24 protein-coding genes and 1 pseudogene are annotated in these 21227 nt (G+C 69.0%); 11 read left to right on the top strand and 14 right to left on the bottom strand.

What is annotated here, in order from left to right:
* Positions 1-202 precede the first annotated feature (202 nt).
* Positions 203-1255, top strand: coding sequence for a reverse transcriptase family protein (locus ABD156_RS12535; protein ID WP_344271114.1), 1053 nt, complete (start codon positions 203-205; stop codon positions 1253-1255).
* 10 nt (positions 1256-1265) lie between these two features.
* Here the strand turns inward: ABD156_RS12535 and ABD156_RS12530 are convergent, their stop codons facing one another.
* Both ABD156_RS12530 and ABD156_RS12525 read right to left on the bottom strand, forming a co-directional pair.
* Positions 1266-1721, bottom strand: a complete 456-nt coding sequence (locus tag ABD156_RS12530) for a hypothetical protein (RefSeq protein ID WP_344271111.1) — start codon at positions 1719-1721, stop codon at positions 1266-1268.
* A gap of 1320 nt (positions 1722-3041) precedes the next feature.
* Positions 3042-3236 (bottom strand): hypothetical protein, encoded by a 195-nt coding sequence (locus tag ABD156_RS12525; RefSeq protein WP_037715467.1) that lies wholly within the window; start codon positions 3234-3236, stop codon positions 3042-3044.
* A gap of 310 nt (positions 3237-3546) precedes the next feature.
* On the opposite strand from ABD156_RS12525, the gene ABD156_RS12520 reads away from it, so the two are divergent.
* Complete coding sequence (locus ABD156_RS12520; RefSeq protein ID WP_344272305.1) at positions 3547-4485, top strand: MCE family protein; 939 nt, start codon at positions 3547-3549, stop codon at positions 4483-4485.
* Here ABD156_RS12520 and ABD156_RS12515 read toward each other — a convergent pair.
* Both ABD156_RS12515 and ABD156_RS12510 read right to left on the bottom strand, forming a co-directional pair.
* Positions 4475-5344, bottom strand: a complete 870-nt coding sequence (locus ABD156_RS12515) for a class I SAM-dependent methyltransferase (protein WP_344271102.1) — start codon at positions 5342-5344, stop codon at positions 4475-4477. The genes ABD156_RS12520 and ABD156_RS12515 overlap by 11 nt on opposite strands.
* Positions 5345-5390: 46 nt before the next feature.
* Positions 5391-5810 (bottom strand): PaaI family thioesterase, encoded by a 420-nt coding sequence (locus ABD156_RS12510; RefSeq protein WP_344271099.1) that lies wholly within the window; start codon positions 5808-5810, stop codon positions 5391-5393.
* A gap of 83 nt (positions 5811-5893) precedes the next feature.
* On the opposite strand from ABD156_RS12510, the gene ABD156_RS12505 reads away from it, so the two are divergent.
* Positions 5894-6352 carry a MarR family winged helix-turn-helix transcriptional regulator gene (locus ABD156_RS12505; RefSeq protein WP_344271096.1) on the top strand — a complete coding sequence of 153 codons (459 nt, stop codon included), beginning with the start codon at positions 5894-5896 and terminating at the stop codon, positions 6350-6352.
* Positions 6353-6580: 228 nt separating this feature from the next.
* Here the strand turns inward: ABD156_RS12505 and ABD156_RS12500 are convergent, their stop codons facing one another.
* Complete coding sequence (locus ABD156_RS12500) at positions 6581-7495, bottom strand: proteasome assembly chaperone family protein (RefSeq protein WP_344271093.1); 915 nt, start codon at positions 7493-7495, stop codon at positions 6581-6583.
* A gap of 132 nt (positions 7496-7627) precedes the next feature.
* Between ABD156_RS12500 and ABD156_RS12495 the strand changes: the two genes are divergently transcribed.
* From ABD156_RS12495 to ABD156_RS12480, 4 genes are all read left to right on the top strand, one after another.
* Positions 7628-8182 (top strand): PH domain-containing protein, encoded by a 555-nt coding sequence (locus ABD156_RS12495; RefSeq protein WP_425546106.1) that lies wholly within the window; start codon positions 7628-7630, stop codon positions 8180-8182.
* Between the two features lie 74 nt (positions 8183-8256).
* Entirely contained in the window at positions 8257-9708 is a 1452-nt protein-coding gene (locus ABD156_RS12490) for a PH domain-containing protein (protein WP_344272302.1), read from the top strand.
* Positions 9709-9822: 114 nt separating this feature from the next.
* Positions 9823-10527, top strand: a complete 705-nt coding sequence (locus tag ABD156_RS12485; protein ID WP_344271087.1) for an IclR family transcriptional regulator — start codon at positions 9823-9825, stop codon at positions 10525-10527.
* 16 nt (positions 10528-10543) lie between these two features.
* Positions 10544-11047 (top strand): GNAT family N-acetyltransferase, encoded by a 504-nt coding sequence (locus ABD156_RS12480; RefSeq protein ID WP_344271084.1) that lies wholly within the window; start codon positions 10544-10546, stop codon positions 11045-11047.
* A gap of 21 nt (positions 11048-11068) precedes the next feature.
* On the opposite strand, the gene ybiA is transcribed toward ABD156_RS12480, so the two are convergent.
* From ybiA to ABD156_RS12465, 3 genes are read right to left on the bottom strand one after another with little or no spacing between them, the layout of a single operon-like run.
* Positions 11069-11632, bottom strand: coding sequence for a riboflavin biosynthesis intermediates N-glycosidase (ybiA, locus tag ABD156_RS12475; protein WP_344271081.1), 564 nt, complete (start codon positions 11630-11632; stop codon positions 11069-11071).
* A 21-nt stretch (positions 11633-11653) separates the two neighbouring features.
* The gene (locus tag ABD156_RS12470) at positions 11654-11857 is read right to left on the bottom strand and encodes a hypothetical protein (RefSeq protein ID WP_344271078.1); all 204 of its coding nucleotides are present in this window, start codon (positions 11855-11857) and stop codon (positions 11654-11656) included.
* A gap of 26 nt (positions 11858-11883) precedes the next feature.
* Positions 11884-12804, bottom strand: a complete 921-nt coding sequence (locus ABD156_RS12465; protein ID WP_344271075.1) for a LysR family transcriptional regulator — start codon at positions 12802-12804, stop codon at positions 11884-11886.
* 70 nt (positions 12805-12874) lie between these two features.
* Between ABD156_RS12465 and ABD156_RS12460 the strand changes: the two are divergent.
* From ABD156_RS12460 to ABD156_RS12450, 3 genes and pseudogenes are all read left to right on the top strand, one after another.
* Positions 12875-13789: pseudogene (locus ABD156_RS12460) on the top strand (amidohydrolase family protein); the annotation flags it as partial.
* A 265-nt stretch (positions 13790-14054) separates the two neighbouring features.
* Positions 14055-14252, top strand: coding sequence for a hypothetical protein (locus ABD156_RS12455; protein ID WP_344272298.1), 198 nt, complete (start codon positions 14055-14057; stop codon positions 14250-14252).
* Positions 14253-14531: 279 nt separating this feature from the next.
* Positions 14532-15506: an esterase-like activity of phytase family protein gene (locus ABD156_RS12450; protein ID WP_344271072.1), complete on the top strand. Its 975-nt coding sequence runs from the start codon at positions 14532-14534 to the stop codon at positions 15504-15506.
* Positions 15507-15571: 65 nt separating this feature from the next.
* On the opposite strand, the gene ABD156_RS12445 is transcribed toward ABD156_RS12450, so the two are convergent.
* The 3 genes from ABD156_RS12445 to ABD156_RS12435 all read right to left on the bottom strand — a co-directional run bounded on the left by ABD156_RS12445 (position 15572) and on the right by ABD156_RS12435 (position 18540).
* Positions 15572-16843 (bottom strand): aminotransferase family protein, encoded by a 1272-nt coding sequence (locus ABD156_RS12445; RefSeq protein WP_344271069.1) that lies wholly within the window; start codon positions 16841-16843, stop codon positions 15572-15574.
* 69 nt (positions 16844-16912) lie between these two features.
* A complete protein-coding gene (locus tag ABD156_RS12440) occupies positions 16913-17197 on the bottom strand; it encodes a hypothetical protein (protein ID WP_344271066.1) in 285 nt (94 codons plus the stop codon).
* Positions 17198-17211: 14 nt separating this feature from the next.
* Complete coding sequence (locus ABD156_RS12435) at positions 17212-18540, bottom strand: MFS transporter (RefSeq protein WP_344271063.1); 1329 nt, start codon at positions 18538-18540, stop codon at positions 17212-17214.
* Positions 18541-18790: 250 nt separating this feature from the next.
* Between ABD156_RS12435 and ABD156_RS12430 the strand changes: the two genes are divergently transcribed.
* Positions 18791-19468 (top strand): GntR family transcriptional regulator, encoded by a 678-nt coding sequence (locus ABD156_RS12430; protein ID WP_344271061.1) that lies wholly within the window; start codon positions 18791-18793, stop codon positions 19466-19468.
* Between the two features lie 2 nt (positions 19469-19470).
* Here ABD156_RS12430 and ABD156_RS12425 read toward each other — a convergent pair whose 3' ends face one another.
* From ABD156_RS12425 to ABD156_RS12415, 3 genes are read right to left on the bottom strand one after another with little or no spacing between them, the layout of a single operon-like run.
* Positions 19471-19899: an EVE domain-containing protein gene (locus ABD156_RS12425; RefSeq protein WP_344271058.1), complete on the bottom strand. Its 429-nt coding sequence runs from the start codon at positions 19897-19899 to the stop codon at positions 19471-19473.
* On the bottom strand, positions 19896-20747 hold the full coding sequence (locus ABD156_RS12420) for an NAD(P)H-binding protein (protein ID WP_344271055.1): 852 nt from the start codon (positions 20745-20747) through the stop codon (positions 19896-19898). Before ABD156_RS12420 ends, ABD156_RS12425 begins: the two co-directional genes overlap by 4 nt.
* Complete coding sequence (locus ABD156_RS12415; RefSeq protein ID WP_344272295.1) at positions 20740-21108, bottom strand: VOC family protein; 369 nt, start codon at positions 21106-21108, stop codon at positions 20740-20742. Before ABD156_RS12415 ends, ABD156_RS12420 begins: the two co-directional genes overlap by 8 nt.
* Between the last annotated feature and the right edge of the window lie 119 nt (positions 21109-21227).

The following is a 21227-nucleotide window of genomic DNA, read 5'->3' as shown; positions in this document are numbered from 1 at the left end:
CTGGGTCAAGGGTGTGCTCGGTCACGGGGGCATTCTCCCCGGCCGCCCGTTTTGTCGGTGATCTTGGCTAGGGTGGCGGTGAGCGACGCGGAGGTGAGCCGGTGGAGGACCACCCACTCCGGGGCAACCCCGGGGAGCAGCACGACACGTACCCACAGCGCCCCGCGCAGCGGCGGCACGCTCCGCGTGCAAGACAGCGCGGATGAACGGAGAACGAGTCGCCTCCGCGTCGCTCCTCGAACCGATGCCGGTGTGGCGGTGGCCGGTCGCGCGGTGGACGACGTTCGACGAATGCGCCGCGGCGCTGGACCTCACCGTCGGCGAACTGGCGTGGTTCGCCGACGAACGCGGCTGGCACCGACGGTCGCGGCCCGTGCTGCGGCACTACAGCTACCGCTGGATCCCGACGTCCACCGGCGGCGCGCGGCTGATCGAACGGCCGAAGCCCCGGCTGGCCGAGGTGCAACGCCGAGTCCGCAGGCACGTGCTCGACGCGCTGCCGGTGCACGAGGCCGCGCACGGTTTCCGTCGCGGCCGCTCGATCCACACCTGCGCCCGGCCGCACGCCGGACAGGACCTGGTGGTGCGGCTCGATCTGGCTGGGTTTTTCCCGACGGTCTCCGCGTCCCGCGTGCGCTCGCTGCTCGATCTGGCCGGCTACCCGCCGGCCGTCGCCGCCGCCATCGCCGGAATCCTCACCACTCGCACCCCGGTCGACGTCCTGCGTGCCGCGCCCGCTCGGTCGAGGATGCTGGACCACCTCGCCGGCACGCACCTCCCACAAGGCGCGCCGTCGTCGCCCTCGGTGGCGAACGCCGTCACCAATCGCTTGGACCGCCGGCTTTCCGGCCTCGCCGCCGTGCTGGGCGCGAACTACACCCGCTACGCCGACGACCTCGCCTTCTCCGGCGACGCGAGCCTGCCGCTGCACCGACTGCTGCCCGGTGTGCGGCGGATCGTGAACGACGAGGGCTTCCGCCTGCGCGACGACAAGACGTCAGTGAAACCGGCCTACCGGCAGCAACGCGTCGCGGGCCTGGTGGTGAACGCAGCGCCGGCCGTCGCTCGCTCCGAGTACGACGAGCTGCGGGCCGTGCTGCACAACTGCGTCCGGACCGGTCCGGCGTCGCAGAACCGTGCCGGGCACCCGGATTTCCGCGCGCACCTGCTGGGCCGGATCGCGTGGGTCAGCGCCGCGAACGAGACTCGCGGCGCGAAATTGCGTGGCCTGTTCGCCCGGATCGACTGGCCGTGAACGCGGTGGTTCAGACCGATAACAGGCTGAGATTCCGCTCCATCTCGGCCCACCATCCGGCCGCCGGAACATCTCTCGGCTGAATCAACGAGGCTTTGACCAGAATGTCGGGCCGGTTTTCTCGCCAAGCGTAGGAAAAAAGCTCGTCATAATGCGCCCGCGGAAGCCACCCCTGTTCCCGGCCCGCTTCCAATCGCATGAGCTGCCGAGCAAGATCCACGCTGCTTCGCTCACAACTGCGAAACGCGCTCGAAAATCGTTGCACGGCCACCACGTCGCCTCGCCGAAACGCCTGGCAGGCAAGGAAAAGTGCGGTCACGGCGAGGACGTCCGACCGATGCACCCCGCCCTCCGCCGCCAGATGTTCCGCGAGCTGAAAACTGCGCTTCCGCCGTCCCCGGCGCACCATTTCCGCCAGCGCTCGCTGCTGACGAGTGAGATATTCGTCTTCCCGCAGGTACTGCACAGCGTTTCCTCCCCTGCGCCCGGTCCCGACCCAGGCCGCTTCCCGGTACAGGATGCTCCACCAGGGTGACAGATACGTCGGCGACACTCAGCCGTTCGGAGCAAAATATCACCCAGGGGCATCGACAGTACCCGACCGCGCAAGCTCAGGAATTCCTGTGGAGTTCAGGGAATCGGGGACTTCGGCGGAGGTTGCGGGGGTTTTTCAGGTGGGCCGGTTTCCGCATTCGTTTCGGGGGTTGGGTTGGGTTGCCGATGCGGATGGGGTGAGTTGCTGCGGAATCCGCATCGTGGGGCGACTGGTCCCGGTGGACACCCCGGGCTCGACGGGGGCGGCGGTCGCGAATCGCTTTCATGGCAAGGGGTTGTTCCACTCAAACGGAGCGGGCCTCCGGGCGGTTCGCGCTTCGACGGGGTCGGGCGGCGCGATATTTGAGTTTGATTTCCGGCGGTGATTTCACCCGTTCGGCCCAATCGGGGCGCGGGATCAGGGCGCGGGAGGCTGCGCTGGGTGCGTAGCGGGAGGGGAATCTGAGCGCGAGATTTGACCACAGGGCGGTCGGGCACCACGACGCGGAATCGGCTGGGCAGGACGCGACCGGTCCCAACCTGGCGATGATCGGCCGGGCCGGGCAATGATGTGCCAGCCAGTTGCCACGCGAGCTCGGCATCCCTGTCCGCCGCGGGATTGTTTCTGCCCGACAGTGGGGGCACTTCCCGCCAGACAGAGCCGAAACACTGGCACCGCACATCAACCCGCGGCCACCCGCCAGGTTCCCCGCTTCGTCTGGCAGACCTAACCGAGCTTCCGGGGCCTGTCCAGCTGACCCGTCAGGTTCCCCGGCATCTCCAGCTACCCCTTCAGGTTCCCCGCGCCGTCCGGCAGACCCGCCGGGTTCCCCGGTACCTCCAACTGCCCCGCCCGGTCCCCGCTCCGCCCGGCAGGCCCGCCGGGCTTCCCCGGTCTGTCCAACTGCCCCGCCCGGTCCCCGCTCCGTCCAGCAGGCCCGCCGGGTTCCCCGGTGCCTCCAACTGCCCCACCGGGTCCCTGCTTCATCCGGCAATCCCGCTGGATTCCCCGTTCTCCGGAGTCGAAACCTCTCACCACAAGCCAAACGGCCCGGCCGCCTCCGCAGCCGGGCCGGTTGGCTCGTTATCGCTCAGTCGCAGCCAGCCCGGCCCTCCCCAGGGCACTCTGGCGCGCGAGCCGACAAAGCCCGCGACCGGTCCGCACGCCGGTCGCAGTGTGTTCTTCCCCGAACACCCCGAGCCCGAATACCCCGAAATACCCCGGAACAACTCCGAGCCCCTCGGACGGAACTCAGGCGACCTCGGTCCGGCTGCCGCCCGGGGCGTGCAGCCCCAGCATGTCCAGCAGCAGGGCGCATTCCTGCGCGTCCTTGGCCCTGGACGCGACGGCCAGCGCGGCCTTGCGGCGGCGTTCCTCCTGCCGGGCCGCGTCCGTGTCGTCCACGAGGTCTGGCGCCGGGTGCAATCCGGTGGTCAGGTCTCGCATGGTGGCTCCTCCCCGATCGGCGTCGGCGCGGCTTTCCGCGCTCGCTGCACACCCCTTCAACGGCCGACCCGCACCGGATGTTCCGATGACTCCGGTCACGTCGGCCGGTCAGGCCAGAATGGCACACGACAGGAGCGGCTGGTGCGGCAATAAAAAGGGGGCGCGCGCAGGGCGCGAGCGCGAACAGTCCTAAGTGGACACTAGGCAAAAGCGCCCATTCGGGTGGCATGACTGGCCTCACCCGGCCGGGCGAGTCACCATCCACGCTGTGCATCCCGACCGGCGCCCCGTGCGCACCGCTCTCGTCGGGATGACTGTGCTCGTCCTCGGCGTCCTCACCGCACTGCGAGCACCGGATCTGCCGATCATCGGCGACGGCACCGCGTATGCCGCCGAGTTCAGCGAAGCCGCGGGGCTCCAGACCGGCAACGACGTCCGGATCGCGGGGGTGAAAATCGGCCGGGTATCTGAGGTTTCCCTCGACGGCGCGTCCGTCCGGGTGTCGTTCCGGGTGTCGGGGGCGTGGCTCGGCGACCGGACATCGGCCGCGATCCGGATCAAAACGGTGCTCGGCCAAAAATATCTCGCGCTCGACCCGGTCGGGGCGGGGTCACTCGATCCGGACACGCCGATCCCGCGCGACCGGACCACTGTTCCGTATGACGTCCTGCCCGCGTTCCGGCAGCTGGCCGCGACCGTCGACGCCATCGACACCGACCAGCTCTCGCGCAGCTTCCACGCCATTTCCGAGACCTTCGCGCACACACCGGCCGACGTCCGCACGACGCTGACCGGGCTGTCGCGGCTCTCCGACTCCCTCTCGACCCGCGACGCGAAACTGGCTCACCTTTTAACGCAAGCACGCACGATTTCCGCCACGCTCGCCGACCGCGACGCGCAGCTGACCCGGCTTCTCACCGACGGCAACCAGCTGCTGGCCGAGGTAAGCAAACGCGAGTCGGCCATTCAGGCGTTGCTCAGCGGAGCCCGCCAGTTAGGCGTCGAGGTGTCCGGGCTCGTCGCCGACAACGACCGCGAACTCGGCCCGGTGCTCACCCAGCTCGACCGGCTCACCGCACTGCTCGAACGAAACCGCGCGTCGCTCGCCGAAGGAATCCGGAAACTGGCCCCGCTCGTCCGGTTCGCCGCGAATCTCACCGGAAACGGCCGGTGGATCGACGGTTACCTGTGCGGCCTGATCCTGCCCGCGATCGGACCGCTCAACGAGCACGGCTGCTTCAGTCCATGAGCCCGGGACCGCCGGTGATCCGCACGGTGACCTGGTTGTCGTTGTACGTGTAGGCCTCGTAAGTGAACTCGACACCGGTCTTCTCGACGTGCTCGGTCCACGCCCGGTACTCGTGCCGTTTCCAGCCCGGGAAGTTGAAGAACTCGTCGAAGTGCACGATGCTGCCGACCCGCAGCCGCGGGCCGACGTTGTCCAGCACGGTCTTCGCCGAGCTGTAGAGATCACCGTCGACGTGCAGGAAATCGACCGGACCGGGGTGCTTCTCCAGGAATCCGGGCAGGCTGTCGGAGAACAGGCCGACGACCAGTTCCGCCCCCGGCACGTCCGGCAGGTCGTCGCGAGCGAAGGCGCCGGCGGGCATGCCGTTGAGCCACGCCTCGGGCAGTCCGTCGAACGAATCGAAGCCGTACACCTCGGTGGCCTTGCGCGCGGCCGTGATGGTGCGCAGCGTGTTCCCGGACGCGACGCCGAACTCCAGCGCCATCCCGCCGGTGGGCGCGAGGGAAAGCGCGTACTCCAGCGTTTCCTTGGGGCTGCCGAAATGCTGCGCCCCGATCAGGCTTTCGCGCGCGAAGACGTTGCTCTCCAGAGCCGCGTCCTGGTCGCCGGCGTACACGATGTCGCGACGGCTGCGGATTTCGAACTCGACCACGCGGTCCAGCAGCCGATCCCCCTGCCGGACGACCTCGGAGCGCAGTTCCTCGCGCGTCCGCTCCAGTTCCGCGCGCAGTTCGGCGAGCTGGTCGGTGTGCGGATCGTGCAGCCGGGCCGCGGCCCGGCGCAGCACCAGGCCGGCCTTCCGGCGCAGCGCAGGGCCCAAAGTCCTTGTCGTCAGCCGATCTTGGCTTTCCTGGTTCATTCCGGGACGATAGCCGACAACCGGACGCCGCCTCGAACTGCCTGGTTTACCCGGGAGTAGCCGGCCGCCGGACCACCGCGGATCCCTGCGCCGCCGCGCACAACGTCGACTTCCCGTCTCTGTCCACTGTGTACAGATCGCAGCGGCAGGTGGCCCGCGAACGGCTCGCTTGGACCACCGTCGCTTCCGCGCGCAGCAGCACTCCGTCGGCAGGAACGAGGTAGTCGATGGAGAAACCGCTCGTGAGCAATTGCGCGCCGAGCACCGTCCCGGCGGCGAAGGTGAGCGCGTTGTCCGCGGCGTAGGCGAGGACGCCGCCGTGCAGGTAGCCGTTCTGCTGCCGGAGATCGTCGCGGACCTTCAGTTCCAGCACCGCGCGGCCGTCGCCGAATTCCTCGACTCGCGCGCCGAGCAGGACGCTGAACGGTTGTGCGGCGAGTCCGGCGCGCGCGAAGTCCAAGTCCATTCCCAGTCCTCACTTCAGTAGTGAAGTACTTCAGTAGTGAAGTGAGGATGGCGGCGAGAAGAGATCACTGTCAAGATCCCCGCATGGCCGCCGACGAACGTCTTTTCTTCCTGTTGCAGAGCGCGGCGCACCGGCTGCGCGTCGAGGGCGACCGGCGCTGCCTCGCGGCGGGCGGCGTGACGACCGCGCAGCTCGGCGCGCTGCTCGCGGTGCACGATCGGCCGGGGCTCACCCAGCGCGAACTGGCCGCTGAGCTGGGCCAGCGCGAATCCGCGATCACCGCGATGACCGGGCGGCTGATCGACGCCGGGCTGATCGTCCGGGAGCCGCATCCGCGGCAGCACCGGGCGCTGGTGCTGGACCTGACCGCCGAGGGAACCGCGACGCTAGCCCGGTTGCGGCCGGTGATCGAGACGTTCAACGGCGAGCTGCACGCGCTGCTCGGGGACGCGTTCGGGCCGACCAGCGAGGCGCTGCGGCAGCTGGCGGGGTGGCCGGGTCCCTCTGTGGTTGTCCGTGAGGGGAACCCTGAGGGACTCTGATTCCGTCAGGGTTCCCCCCACGGACGGCTGCGGAAGCGCTAGGGGCCTGTCCGGGTGCCGGGCCGACCCGCGCACCGGCTAGCTTCACCAGATGTCACCCGCCACACCCGTCCCCGCTGCCTCCCGGCAACGTGCGGGCCGCACCATGTCCGGCGTGGCGATCATGACGGCCCGGCTCTGGTGGGCCTGGCAGACGGTCCGATCCGCAGGCGTCGCGTACCTCTCGGCTCAGCGTTCGGAGCCGTCCCCGCCCTGTTCCGCGAGGAATCGTTCGAACTGCGAGCCCAGCTCGTCCGCCGTCGGCATGTGTTCCTGCGATTCGGCGAGCAGGCTGTGTCCGGACGCTTCGGTGAACGTGTCGTACTGACGTTCCAGCGCGCGCACCACGTCGGCGGATTCGTCGGATTCCGCGACCTGGCGGTCGATTTCCGCCTTGGCCACCTCGGCCGCGGTGCGCAGTTCGCCGTCGGGCAGGCGCAGGCCGGTGGCCTTGCCGATGGACTCGAGGATCGTCAGCGCGGCGGCCGGATAGGTCGACTGCGCCAGGTAGTGCGGCACGTGCGCGGCGAAGCCCATCGCGTCGTGGCCCCATTCGCCGAAGCGGTACTCCAGCAGCGCGGCGATGCTGCCCGGGACCTGCATGCGATTGGGCAGCGGCTGGTGCTCGCCGACCAGGTGCTCGCGGGTCGCGTGCGCCGTGACGCCGAGCGGGCGCGTGTGCGGGGCGCCCATCGGAATCCCGTGGTAACCCACGGTCAGCCGCACGCCCCAGCACTCCACCAGCTGCCGCACGGCGGCCGCGAACAGCTCCCATTCGCGGTCCGGTTCGGGGCCGGACAGCAGCAGGAACGGCATGCCGTCGTCGTCGTGCAGCAGGCGCACGACCAGCTCGGGAGCCTCGTATTCCTCCCAGTGGTCGACCGCGTAGATCATCGTCGGGCGGCGCGACCGGTAGTCGATGAGCCGGTCGACGTCGAACCGCGCGATGACCCGGTTCTCCACTTCGCCTGCGAGGTGGTCGGTGACCAGCCGCCCGGCCGAGCCCGCGTCCATGAAACCCTCGAAGAAGTGCAGGAGCACGGCTCCGTCCAGGTCGGGGACGTCCGAGTCCACCTCGTACAGTTCCTCGGGATCGAGTCCCACCGGATCCTCCTGCTGCTCGCTTGCACGGACGTACGCGGTACAACGCGGCCCGGCTGCGAATCCATCCCGCGCGCGGCGGAAATAGTAACGCCCCGCACTCATCGGCCACCCCGGATCGGGGGACCGTGACACTTGTCGTGGGCATCTGCGCGTCCGGTCGGGCACTCTGAGCAGGTGAACACCGAGGAATCCACCACTCTGCAACTGCGGCTGCGCCCGCCCGAACACCGGGTGAGCCGCCGGGCGATCGGCCACTGGGCGGCGTCGGCGGGAGCCGGCTGGCTGATCGTGCTCGCCGTGCAGGCGGTGGTGGTCGCGACCGCGGACGACCCGCCGTCGTGGCTCACGGTGACGCTGGTGCTCTCCTGCGTGCTGGCCCCGCTGCACCTGCTGGTCATGCCGCAGTGGCGGTATCGCGTGCACCGCTGGGAAGTCACCGGCGAGGCCGTCTACACCCAGTCTGGCTGGCTGAAGCAGGAGTGGCGGATCGCGCCGATCTCGCGGATCCAGACGGTGGACGTCGAACGCGGTCCTCTGGAGCAGCTGTTCGGGCTGGCCCGGCTCACCGTCACGACCGCGTCCGCCGCCGGGCCGTTGCGCATCTCCGGGCTCGACCGCGAGGTCGCGGTCACGCTGGCCGACGAGCTGACCCGCACCACCCAGGCCGTGCGCGGGGACGCGACGTGAACGCCACCGCGCCCTCCCCGCCGGTCGCCGCCGAAGGCACCGGCGACGCGCCCTGGCACCGTCTCGACCGCCGGATGTTGTTGATCCGCCCCGTTCTCGACCTGGTGAAGTCGCTTCCGGTACTGGTTGGCGCGCTGCTGCTCGGCCACGGTAATTACTGGCAGTGGATCGGTCTCGTGGCCACCGCCGTGACGATCGGCGTCGGCATTTCGCACTGCCTCACCTCGCGCTACCGCGTCACCGCGACCCAGATCGAATGGCACACCGGGTTGCTGCTGCGCAAGCAACGCGCGATTCCGCTCGATCGAATCCGTGCCGTAGACGTGGTTTCAGAGCCGAAACATCGGCTTTTCTCGCTGTCCGCGGTACGAATCGGCACCGGACGGCACGAGCACGGAAAGGGGCCGGGCAAGGACCAGTTGGTGCTCGACGCGGTCACCCGTGCCGAAGCCCAGCGGCTGCGGACCCTGTTGCTGCACCGGAAACCGGCCGAATCCGAGGCGCCGCGACCGCCGGAGTCGCTCGTCGCCGAGGTCGACAAGCGCTGGGTGCGGTTCGCGCCGTTCACGCTGTCCGGGCTCGCCGTGGTCGCGGCGATTCTCGGCACCGTCTATCACTTCGCGCACGAACTGCACTTCGATCCGACGAGTTTCGGGCCGCTGCGCGACCTCACCGCCCGCGCGCTCGCACAGCCGGTGTGGCTCACCGTGGTGCTGGCGGCGGCCGGGCTGCTCGTGCTGGTGTCGGTGCTGTCGGTCGGCGGATACGTGTTGTCGTTCTGGAACTTCCGGCTCACGCGCGAACCGGGCGGGACACTGCACATCCGGCGCGGGCTGATCACGACGCGGTCGGTGTCGATCGAGGAAGACCGGTTGCGCGGCGTCGAGATCAAGGAACCGTTGCCGCTGCGGATGGTCGGCGGCGCGAAGTGCGTCGCGGTCGCGGCGGGTCTGCGCGAGGGCAAGGGCGCGGACCGCGGCGGCGGCCTGCTGCTGCCGCCCGCTCCGGCCGCGAAGGCCAGGGAGATCGCGAGCGACGTGCTCGGCGAGGACTTCGCGAACATCCCCCTCGTGCGGCATTCCCGGCGCGCGCTGACCCGCCGGATCACCCGGGCCGTCTTCGCCGTGCTGGCGCTGTCGGCCGCGCTGTTCGCGCTGGCCCGGCTCGACGTGCTGCCGGAATGGCCGTGGCAGGCCGCGCTCGTGCTGCTGCCGTTCGCCGTCCTGGTGGGCTTCGACCGGTACCGCTCGCTCGGCCACGCGATCACCGGCCGGTACCTGGTGACCCGTTCCGGGTCGCTGGCCAGGGCGACGGTCGCCGTCCGGCGTGACCGGCTGACCGGGATCGTCGTGCACCAGTCGCTGTTCCAGCGGCGGGCCGGTCTCGTGACCGTCACCGCGCCGATCGCCGCCGGCCGCGGGCACTACCGCGTGCTGGACGTCGAGCAGGGCGCCGGGCTCGCGCTCGCCGACACCGCTGTGCCCGGATTGCTGACACCGTTCCTTGCTGGGGCGGAAAAACCGTGACCTGTGGTAATTTACCGACGCGTTCGTGACTGAATTCGGTGATCTCACGAAGAGGCTTTCAGGATGTCGGAACCCGGACTCCGTCGGACGGCCGGCGCCAACAGTTCCCGCAAAGTGCTCCAGCTGCTGCTGTCGTTCACCGAACAGCGCTGGGAGGCCAGCGTGGCGGAACTCGCCGGCGTGATCGGCAGCCCGGTCGCCACCACCTATCGCTATGTGCAGCTGCTGAAGGAACTGCAGCTGCTCGAAGAGGCGCGCTCCGGGCGCTACCACGTCACCAGCCGCGTCATGCCGCTCGCGCGCGCCGCCCGGCTCGCGAACGACCTGGCGCGGATCGCGCGGCCGACGATGGAGGAGGCCGCGCGCGAACTCGGCGAGACGATCCTGCTGTTCCAGCACTTCGGCGATTTCGCAGTGTGCAGCGACCGGGTCGAATGCGACCGCGCGATGCGGTTCACGTTCCAGCCGGGGCATTCGATCCCGCTCGGCGTCGGCGCGACCGGGAAGATGCTGCTCGCCCTGCTGCCCGACGGCGAACGCGAACGCCAGGTCGCCCGGATCGCCGACGAGCGCGGCGCCGAGGTGCGCGACGCCCTCAAGCACGCGCTGGTCAATCGCTTTGCGCAGAGCTGGGGCGAGATCGAGGACGGCGTGTGGGCGTGCTCGGTGCCGGTCGACGCGGACCGGCTCCGGCCGAGCGTGCTGAGCCTCGTCGGGCCGGCCACGCGCGTCGGCGACACGGAGCGCGAACGGGCGATCACGGCGTTGCGCGGCTACGCCGAGCAGATCGGAAAGGCGATTTCCGAGTACTCGGTGTAGCCGTAAAATCGGACCGGTGATCCGTCTCGCGGCCCCCGCCGACCTGTCTGTGCTGCCCGACCTCGAACGCGCCGCCGGAGAACCGTTCCGGACCGTCGGTATGGCCGAGATCGCCGACGACGCACCGCCTTCGGTCGAGGACCTCGCGGTGTTCCAGTCCGAGGGCCGGTGCTGGGTCTGGGACGACGACGGGGTGATCGCGGCATACGTGCTCGCCGAGGAAGTCGACGGTTTCGGCCACGTGGAACAGGTTTCACTGCTGCCGAGCCACGCACGCCGCGGCTTGGGTCGAGCGCTGATCGAGACCGTCGGCACGTGGGCAGCGGAGCGCGGGCTGTCCGGGCTGACGCTGACGACGTTCGCGGAGGTGCCGTGGAACGCGCCTTACTACGAGCGGCTCGGGTTCCGCGTGCTGGCGGACGAGGATCTGGGACCGGCACTGCGGGAGATCCGGCGGACGGAGATCGCGCGGGGGCTGGACCGGTGGCCTCGGGTGGCGATGGTGCGGTCTTCCTTGTAGCACAAGCGGTTTCGCGATCGTTCAGGCTGGTTCCGCCAGGATCGTCCGCGCCTGCGCCAACGCGAAGCCCAGCAGATTCAGCCCGCGCCATCGCGCCGGGTTCTCCGCGTCCGGATCGTCCGCGGCCAGGCCGATCCCCCACACCTGGTCAAGCGGACTCGCCTCCACCAGCACCCGTTTCCCCGTGCCCAGCAGAAAACGAAGCAGCTCCGGGTTCTGCCCGAACTTGGCGACGCTGCCGGCGAGCACGATCTCGCCGCGGCAGGCCTCCCACTGCTTCTGGTCGAAGCCCACGACGCCGCGTCCCAGCTCCTTGGCCTGGCGCGGATGCCGGGCTTCCAGGATCCGCTCGGCCTTCGTTTCGTCGCCGAACAGCAAGGCCTTCCGCCACATCATGTAGTGCTCGGCCGTGGCGAACATCCGGCCGTCCTCGGTGAAGGGCGCGGGCCACCACTGGCTCAGACAGCCCCGTCCGGCGCTTCCGTCACGCTCCGGCTGGTGCCCCCAGAAGAACAGGAACTTGACTCGCTGCCCGTCGCGCATCCGGTCAACCAGCTCGGTGACATCCCGCGGGCTCTTCTCCATGAGACGGCAGTCTTGCAGCGCCTAGCCCGGTCCGGGAACTGATTTCGGGTGCGCCTGGTGCTGGCGTGTTTCGGAACGGATCGAGCATTCACCGGCCAGACAGGTCAGTTCGTCGATGTGCCGTGTCAGGCTGGTATCAAGGCCGCGCCAGGCGACCCGTCGACCATCCGTCGGCATCATCGCGCTGGCGTTGAAGGTGGCACGATGAGCGACGCTCGCGCTCATCTGACAGCTGGTCAGAAGAGCCCGCCTCACTCGATGTTCGATGCGGCCTCGGCGAGCAGCCCGCGCAGCCACGCGTGGCCGGAGTCCGCGTCGTGCATCGGATGCCACCAGAACGCCTCGACGATCGGCACCGCGTCGAAGGGCACGTCGACGATCCGCACGCCGAGCGCTCCCGCGAGGTCCTTGGCCAGCCGATGCTGCACGAACGCGATCCCGCCGCTACGGCGGACCAGATGCGGCATCGCCAGGAACGAATCGGCGGTCGCGCAGACCCGCGGCGCGATCCCCAGCAGTTCCATCTGCCGCCACGCGGGCGCTCTCTCGAGCGGGTCCCGGAACGTGGTGACCCACGGAAGCCGCGACAGGTCCGTCATCGTCAACTGCTCGCCGACGTCCGGATTGCCGTCCGCGACCACACAGACCCAGCGGTCGCGGAACAGGTCCAGCGAGCGCGGCAGGTCCAGGTAGCCGTGCGGCATGAAGATCCCGTCCACCGTGCGGAAGAACTCGCCGTCGCGGCCGAGCGCCTCGGCGGTGACCGGGCTGAAGCGGACACTCGCGTTCGGCGCGCGTTCTTCGAGCAGCGCGACAAGCCGGGCGCCGGCGATGCTCGTCCCGTAGTCCGAGGAGACGATCGTGAACACGCGGCCGGAACCCGCCGGGTCGAACTCCGACTGCGCCGAGAACACCCGCTCGACCGCGGCGACCGCGACGCTCACCAACGGCCGCACCTGTTCGGCGAACGGGGTGAGCTGGTAGTGGTTGCCGACGCGGGTGAGCAGTTCGTCGCCGAAGTGGCGGCGCAGCTTAGCCAGTGCGGCGGACAGTGTCGGCTGTGTGCGCGAGAGCCGGGCGGCGGCGCCGGTGACGGTTCGCTCGGTCAGCAGCCCGTGCAGCGCGTAGAGATGATTGGTGTCGAGGCCGTGCAGCTGGTTCTCGAGGGGCATAGGCCGACTCTATGGCCAGTATGGAGCGTATTCGGTTCCTTTGGGATGCTGGTGCGCGCAGGCTGGCACCATGACCGAAGCCTGGATCGACGTCCACGCCCACTACACCCCGCCGACCACCCCCGAACAGCGGGAGGCGGCCTGGCGGTCGATGCGCGACGCCTGTTTCCTGGCCCCGGAGCCGTACCACTGGACCGTCGAGCAGACACTTGAGCAGATGGACCGGACCGGCATCCGCATGCAGATGCTGAGCAATCAGCCCACCACGACCGAGGCACTGCTGGCATCCAACGACTACGGGGCAAGCCTGACGCAGCAGTACCCTGACCGCTTCGGCCTGCTCGCCGCCCTGCCCACCGACGACGTCGCCGCGACGATGGCCGAACTCGGCCGAGCGGCGGAACTCGGCGCGGACGGCTTCGCAGTGACCTGCCGACGCAACGGCGTGTACCTCGGCGACCCGAGCCTGGAACCGATGTGGGCGGAGCTCGATCGCCGCGGTGCCACGGTATTCGCGCATCCCGACGCTTACGCCGACGGCGTGCAGGGCCGGCCGGCGCCGTTGCTGGAGGTCGGTTTCGAGACCACGCGGACGATTGTCGACATGCTTTACGCGGGCGTGTTCCGCAAATACCCGAACGTAAAGCTGATCGTCGCCCACTGCGGTGGCGGCGGTGCGCTGCCTGCCATGTCGGGCCGGCTCGGCCTGCTCGGCGCCCAGACCTGGGTTCCCAACCCGAACGGGCTGAGCACCGACGAAATCCGCGCCCAGTTGCGACGGCTCTATCTCGACACCGCCGCGACCGGGTTTCCGTCCAGCCTGGCGGCGGCACTGACCATGACCACGCCCGACCACCTCGTCTACGGCTCGGACTCCGGCGTGCCCTGCAGCACCGAGGAAACCATCGAAGCCAACCGGAAATCCCTGCTCGAATTCGACGGCCTGACGCCGCGGCAACGCCAGGACATCGGACGCAATGCCCTCGCACTGTTCCCCGGCGCCGCGGCCCGCCTCGACGGCGCCCCATCGGCTGACCTCACGGCATTCACCCAAGCAGCGGCAGTGCCCGCTATCTCCCGCAGATGCCAACTATCGCCTGCCGACACAGCCAGGGTCGCTCGTGAGGGGGACCTGGATTGCCCCCAGAATCGAACACGTGTTCTACTGATCGAGCCGGCCCCGGAGGGGGAAGCTCCGCGGGCCGGCACCCAGGCAGAACCCCTCCCCTCGATCGATCCCAGGAGGCAGTGTGGCGGTCAAGATCACCCACCTCGCCAGTGGTCAGCAGGTCCGCTTCGCGAACGCGGACGGCGCTCGCCGCTATGCCGAAATCATGGGCGGCGGCGTCGACAAATGGCGCTTCACGATCGTTCCCGGAGACCACGGGGCTCCCGGCATGCCGGCGGCGGTCGTCAACGTGCCGGTGTGGCGGACCGTCGCTCGGTGATCGGTTCTCGTTGGCTCGCATGGTGATCGGCGCGGCGCGAGACCGCCGTGCCGATCACCGGGACAACGTCACCTGCTGTTTGTTGCCTACTGGCCACGCCTTGTGCTCCACTGTCGATCACCCACTGCTGTAAGTCCCGCGACGCGGGACCGCCGCTTGTCAGCAGCGACCACCTCGGCACGGCCCTGCACCCGTGCCAAGACGGACAGAAGGAGCGGCTCCTTGCTTGCGCACCAGCGTGGAACACATCGGCGTGGAAAAATCCGAGTCACTGTCGCGTTGTCGGTCCTCGCGCTCGCGGTCGGGGCCGGCTCGGCCCACGCGGCGCCGGCGGCCACCCCGAAAGCCACCGCGTGGCCCGGCGGGTCGAAGGTGGCCATCGCCGACGACTCCGGGGTTTTCGGCACCAACCTCAGCGGCGTGTCGTACGAATCGCCCACCGTCCTGTGGGCGGTGAAGAACGGCCCGAGCACCCTGTACCGGCTCGTCCAGGACGGCGGCAAATGGCGGCCCGACACCGCCAACGGCTGGGCCAAGGGCAAGTCCATGCACTACTCCGACGGCAGCGGCGACCCGGACGCCGAAGGGGTCGTCTTCACCCCGGACGGCGTCTTCACCTCGACCGAGCGCGACAACGACAACGGCGACACCAGCAAGCCCGCTGTGCTCCGGTACGCGACCTCCGGGTCGGGCAAGTCGCTGAACGCGACCGGGGAGTGGGACCTCACCTCGGACCTGCCGTCGGTCGAGCCCAACAAGGGCCTCGAGGCCATCGCCTGGGTGCCGGACTCGGCGCTCACCGCGCACAAATTCCGGGACGAGCACACGAAAGCCGCCTACGACCCGGCGAGCTACCCGAACCACGGGACCGGCCTGTACTTCGTCGGGCTCGAGGCCAACGGGAAGGTCTACGCGTACGCGCTCGACCAGTCCGGCACCAAGTACACCCGCGTCGCCACCATCGACAGCGGGTTCCCGGCGGTGATGGACCTCGAATACGAGCCGTCGACCGGCCACCTGTGGGCCGAATGCGACAACACGTGCAAGGGCCGCACCACCACGCTCGACGTCAACGCCAAGGGCGCGTTCGCGGTCACCGCGCAGTACGACCGCCCGTCCGGGATGTCGAACTACAACAACGAGGGTTTCGCGATCTCGCCGACCTGTGCGAACGGGAGCAAGCAGGTCGTGTGGTCCGACGACGACAACGACGACAACCACGCGCTGCGCACCGGAACGCTCGCCTGTAAGTAGTCCTTTGTAGACAGACAAACCGCGGCGGCGCCGGAAACTCGGCGCCGCCGCGGTGTCGTAAAACGTTAGTTCTTCAACAACCTGTCCAGCGCCCGCGGAACAGCAGCCGCCAGCAAGTCCAGCTCCGCCTCTTCCGCGACCAGCGGCGGCGACACCGCCATCCCCTTGCCGAGCGAGCGCACGATCACGCCCTCCTCCAGCAGGAACTTGTGCAACCGGCCGGGCGCGCCCGGGTCCGCCGACAGCAGGTCCGGAGCCAGCTCCACCGCGGCCAGGAATCCCAGCCCAGCCCGGACTTCCGCCACCGCCGGATGCCCGACCGCGCCGGAAAGCGCGTCCGCGAGCGGCTTCTCCAGCGCCTTGCCGCGCGGGATGATGTCGTCGCGCTCGTAGATGTCCAGCGTCGCGTTGGCCGCGGCGCAGGCGACCGGGTGCCCGGCGTAGGTCGCGCCGTGGCGCAGGATCGGCGCGCCCGGACGGCCGGTGAAGAACGGCTCCGCCACGTGCGGCGCGACCAGCAGCACGCCCAGCGGGATCGTCCCGCTCGTCACGCCCTTCGCCGTCGTCACCAGGTCCGGCTGGACCGACCAGCGGTCGATGCCGTACCAGGTGCCGAGCCGGCCCCACGCGCAGATCACGCAGTCCGCGACGAACAGCACCTCGTGCTTGCGACAGATCGCCGCCACTTCCTCGATGTACCCGTCCGGCGGCAGCAGCACGCCGCCCGCGCCGATGACCGGTTCGCAGAAGAACGCGGCCACTCGCTCCGGCCCCACGCGGAGGATTTCCTCCTCCAACGCCGCCGCGTTGTCATACGGCACCTGCGAGAAATCCGCGGCAGGCGGACCCCAGCCCTCCGCGTTCACCGGGATCCCGGCCGCGGCGGTGCCGAATCCGTGCGTGCCGTGGTAGCCCTGGGTCCGGCTGATGACGTGGGTCTTGTCCGGGCGTCCGGTGTGGACGAAGTAGGACCGCGCGATCTTCACCGCGGTGTCCACCATGTCGCCGCCGCCCGAGCCGAGGAACACCTTCGACCCCGGCACCGGCGCCAGCTCGGACAGCCGCGACGCCAGCTTCAGCGCCGGCTCGTTCGCGACGCCGCCGAACAGGTTGTACGCGTCCAGCTTCTCCAGCTGCTCAGTGACCGCGCGGGTGATCTCGGGACGGCCGTGGCCGAGGTTCGAGTACCACAGCGAAGCGGAGGCGTCGAAGTAGCGACGGCCCGCGTCGTCCCAGACATAGGACCCCTCGCCGCGGGTCACCACGAACCGGTTCCCGTCGACCGCGCCCATGTCCGCGAACGGGTGCCACAGCGGGTTCGGCTGCTGGTCCGGCATTGCTCCTCCTCGGGGTCGGCTCAACCGGCCGGCGCCGCGGGGAGCGGCGACCGGCCGCCGCCGCCCTTTCTACCCGCCCGGCCGGGGATCGGCGAACCGCGACCCCTCGACGCGCGTCATCGCGGAACTCCGCAGTCCGGCGTCCCGATGGCTCCGATGGCGCTGTCCCCGGCCGGGCAGACTAGGCGCCTGCCGCCGCGACGGACGGCGGCAGGCCAGCTCGCCCTTGAAGATCTCAGCGGCGCGGACCAGATCGGCGTAAGCCTCGACGTGGATCCGGTTGATCGCGTCGTGCGCGTCGCGGGCGGCCGCGTCGAGCCACGCGCAGTAGTCGCTTCGGGTCTGGGTCCGCATCGCGCGCCCCCTGCTCAGACGTTTTCGACGGTGGTTGCCTGTGCGTTCGAAGGCGCGGAACTGAGCGACGCGCCTCGCCGGTCCTTGACGAAGAAGCTGGTGACCAGGCCGATCACGGTCATCACGGCGAGGTAGCCGCCGACCGCGTAGACCGTTCCAGTGCTGGTCTGCAGTGATTCGGCGATGGTCGGCGCGAATGCCCCGCCGAGCACCGCGCCGATCGCGTACGAGATCGCCGCGCCGCTGTAGCGGACTGTGGTCGGGTACATCTCCGCATACAGCGCCGATTGCGGACCGTAGGTGAACCCGAGCCCGACCGAGAACAGGAACAGCGCCACCAGGAGCAGTCCGACGTTGGCCGTGTTGATCAGCGCGAAGAACGGGAACATCCACGCCAGCTGGATGACGAACCCGATCCGGTAAGTGCGGACGCGGCCGATCCGGTCCGCGAGCCAGCCGCCGATCAGCGTGCTCACCAGCCAGGCGACCGCGGACAGCATCACCGCGATCAGCACTGTCGAACGGCCGAGGTGCAATGTCTTCGTGGCGTACGACTGCACGTATCCGCCGGTGGTCATGTAGCCGACGGCGTTGTTGGCCGCGAACAGCAGCGCGCCCGCGATCACCAGCTTCCAGTGGTGCCGGAACAACTGCACCAGCGGCATGCTCGAGCGCGCCTTCTTCTCGCGGACCTCCTCGAACACCGGGCTTTCCGCGACCCGCGACCGGATCATCAGCCCGGCGACGATCAGCACCACGCTCAGCAGGAACGGGATCCGCCAGCCCCACGCGAGGAACTGCTCCGGCGAGGTCACCGCGGTGACCAGCGCGAGGACGCCGTTGGCCAGCAGCAGCCCGATCGGCACGCCGATCTGCGGGAACGCGCCGTACAGCCCGCGTCGCTCGGCGGGCGCGTGCTCGACCGCGAGCAGGGCCGCGCCGCCCCATTCGCCGCCTGCCGACAGCCCCTGCACGATCCGCAGCAGCACCAGGATGATCGGCGCCCACACGCCGATCGACGCGGTGTTCGGCACCAGGCCGATCAGCACCGTCGAGATCCCCATCAGCAGCAGGGTGAGGATCAGCATCGCGCGCCTGCCGAGGCGGTCGCCCAGATGCCCGGCGATGATCGCGCCGATCGGGCGGAAGAAGAAGCTGATGCCGACCGTCGCGAAGGACACGATCAGCGCGTCCTTGCCGAGCACTGCGAAATACTGCGTCGCGAAGACCAGTCCGGCGCAGATCGCGTAGATGAAGAAGTCGAACCATTCGATAGTCGTGCCGACCATGGCCGCCAAGACGACGCGACGGTGCTCTCTGCTGATCCCGGTCGTGCGCGGCATCGCGCCTCCCCTGCTGCTGACGGTGCTTCAGGCCGTGGCAGATCGTATATAATCAGTCGTCACCCCGACAAGGCTCAATGAGGTAACTGAACAGGCTTTTTGCCCAGATGGCCCAGTCGCCGCCGCAAGTGCCCGTCTCTCGTTCGGCGCATCGTCTGGATTGAATGTATATTATTTAGCGCGGCGAACGGACCGGTTACCGTGGCCTGGACACCCCGCCCCGGCGGGCTGTGAAGGGGAGGCGACAGGGATGTCCACAACACACGAGACGGCCGGCGGGCTCAGCAAGAGCCAGCACACGTACCAAGTACTCAAGTCCCGGATCACCGCGGGCGCGTACCCGGCGGGTCATCGACTGGTCCTCGGCTCGCTGGCGAAGGAATTCGACGTGAGCACGGTCCCGGTGCGGGAAGCGGTGCGGCTGCTGCAGGCCGAGGGGCTGGTGCACTTCGAGCGAAACGTCGGCGCGACCGTCGCGGCGATCGACCCGGTCGGCTACGAGCACACGATGCAGATGCTCGCGATCGTGGAAAGCGCGGCGACCGCGCTCGCCGCGCCGCACCTGAGCGCCGACGACCTCGCCGAGGCGAGCGAACTCAACGACCGGATGCGCGCCGGTCTCGACCAGCTCGAACCGGTCGAGTTCACCCGGCTCAACCACGAGTTCCACGAGGTCCTCTACACCCGCTGCCCCAACCCGAGCCTGGTCGACCTGGTCAAGAAGGGCTGGGCCCAGCTCGCCAGGATCCGCGATTCGACGTTCTCGTTCGTCCCCGCCCGCGCGCTCGCCTCGGTCGCCGAACACGACCAGCTGCTCGATCTCATCCGCTCCGGCTCCGGCGCCGAATGGATCGAGCACTGCGCGCGGGCGCACCGATCAGCGACCCTGGACGCGTTCCTCAGCTGGGAGGCGGACTCGCACAGCTGACCTCACGCGGTCATGCACGCGAGGATCGTCGCGAAATCCTGCCGCGGAATGGAAAACAAGCCACGGCGGAACGGCAACCCCCAATGCGCGGGATCGGTGACGAACGACAGCTGGTCGACTAGCGGCTTCGCGTCCACGCGCCGGCAATCGTGAAAGGTGACCGCGAGCCGCCACGGCTGGAATTCGTCGCTTACGTAGGCCTGGTAAGGCTTGTCGCCGGTAATGGTGGCCCACGCGGTGAATTGCCGGACGGGCTTTCCTCCCTGCAAGCTCGTGCGCGGCGAGTAGAAAATCATCTCGTCGCCCGGACTTGGCTGGCGGAGACGCTTTCCCGCCCCGTGATCCGCCTGCGTGAAGCTGCCTTCGATGGCCCCTTCGACGTGGTCCAGAGTGACGGTGTTGATCCAGAATCGCTGATCGGAAGGGGTCATTTCGCGGTCAATCCTTCGACGAGACCGGTCGTCGGCCTGCCGATGAGCCGGGAAAGATCGTCGCCGACCCGGGCGAAAACTCCGCCCGCGATGGTTTCGTCGAGACCGACCAAGAAGCTGGCCAGCTCGCCGTCCATTCCCGTTTTGCCGAGCATTGCCCGCAATTCTTCGGAAGCGACCGGCCGATAAACGACCTCTCGCTCCAGCACGACGGACATCGCTTCGGCAATGTCGGCGTAGGTGAAGTCCGTGTCGCCGGAAAGGCTGTACGTGACATTGTCGTGGCCATCAGTGGTGACCACGACGGCCAACGCCTCGGCCAGGTCTTTCCGGCTGGCCGCCGCGACGACGGCGTCACCGGTCGCGGCGGCGAGGACGCCAGTGAAGCGAGGACCGGCCAGCGACTGAACATAATTCTCGATGTACCAAGTGTTCCGCAGAATCGTGTACGTCAAGCCGGAAGCGACAAGAGCCTTCTCGGTCGCACGATGGTCCGCGTTGATCTCGAAGCGCTCGTCGTCGGCGCGGACTCCGCTCGTGTAGTAAACGTGCCGGGCGTTCTTCGCCGCCTCGATGACCGACTCGTGCTGTGCGAGGCGATTCTCGTCGCGGCCCGAGATCAGCACGATGTCCGGGTGCCGGGCGACCAAGTCCGCGACGGCGGCCGGATCCGACAGGTCGACGGCAGCGGTGCGGAACCCGGCGGAAGCGAGTTCCTCGAGGCGCGCCTGGTTCCGCCCTGCCGCGGTGATCGTTTCGGGGCTCAACCCCCTGGCGGCCAGCGCGTCCAGGACGTGCTGGCCGAGTGCTCCGGTAGCCCCGAAAACCAGGGTGCTCGCGTCAGCCACGGTCGTGGAGGGTGACGTGGTAGCCGTCGGGGTCGGCGAAGGTGAACGTCCGGCCGAAGGGGCCGTCGATCGGCGCCGACACGATCTCGTGCCCGTCGGCGACGAGCGCGTCGTGAATGGCCTGGACGTCGGTGGCGAGCAGCCAGATCGCGGCGCCGATGCCGGGCCGGGCGGCGGAGGCGAGGTCGGTGCCGGGAACGACCTCGCGGAGCGCGAACGCGATCGGCTTCGTCTCGAAGACGACGGCGTGCGGAGGTCCGGCGGGCGAGCGGACGAGGCCGAGGTACCGCTCGTAGAACGCCTGCGAAGCGTCCAGGTCACGCGCCTGGAGCGAGATGAAGTCGGGGCCGATGGCGGGCACGGTGCTGCTCCTTTTCGTCATGTCAGGTTCCTGACACCGTCTAAGGTATGTCAGGATCCTGACATTAGTCAAGGCCGCGAAGGGCCAGCCTTGGACATGTCACTGAGGCTGTCCGCGTT

The organism is Amycolatopsis albidoflavus (genome assembly GCF_039525725.1).
Classification (GTDB): Bacteria; Actinomycetota; Actinomycetes; order Mycobacteriales; family Pseudonocardiaceae; genus Amycolatopsis; species Amycolatopsis albidoflava.
The sequence above is the reverse complement of the archived record's forward strand: the minus strand, read 5'-3'. Positions and strand labels throughout refer to the sequence as shown.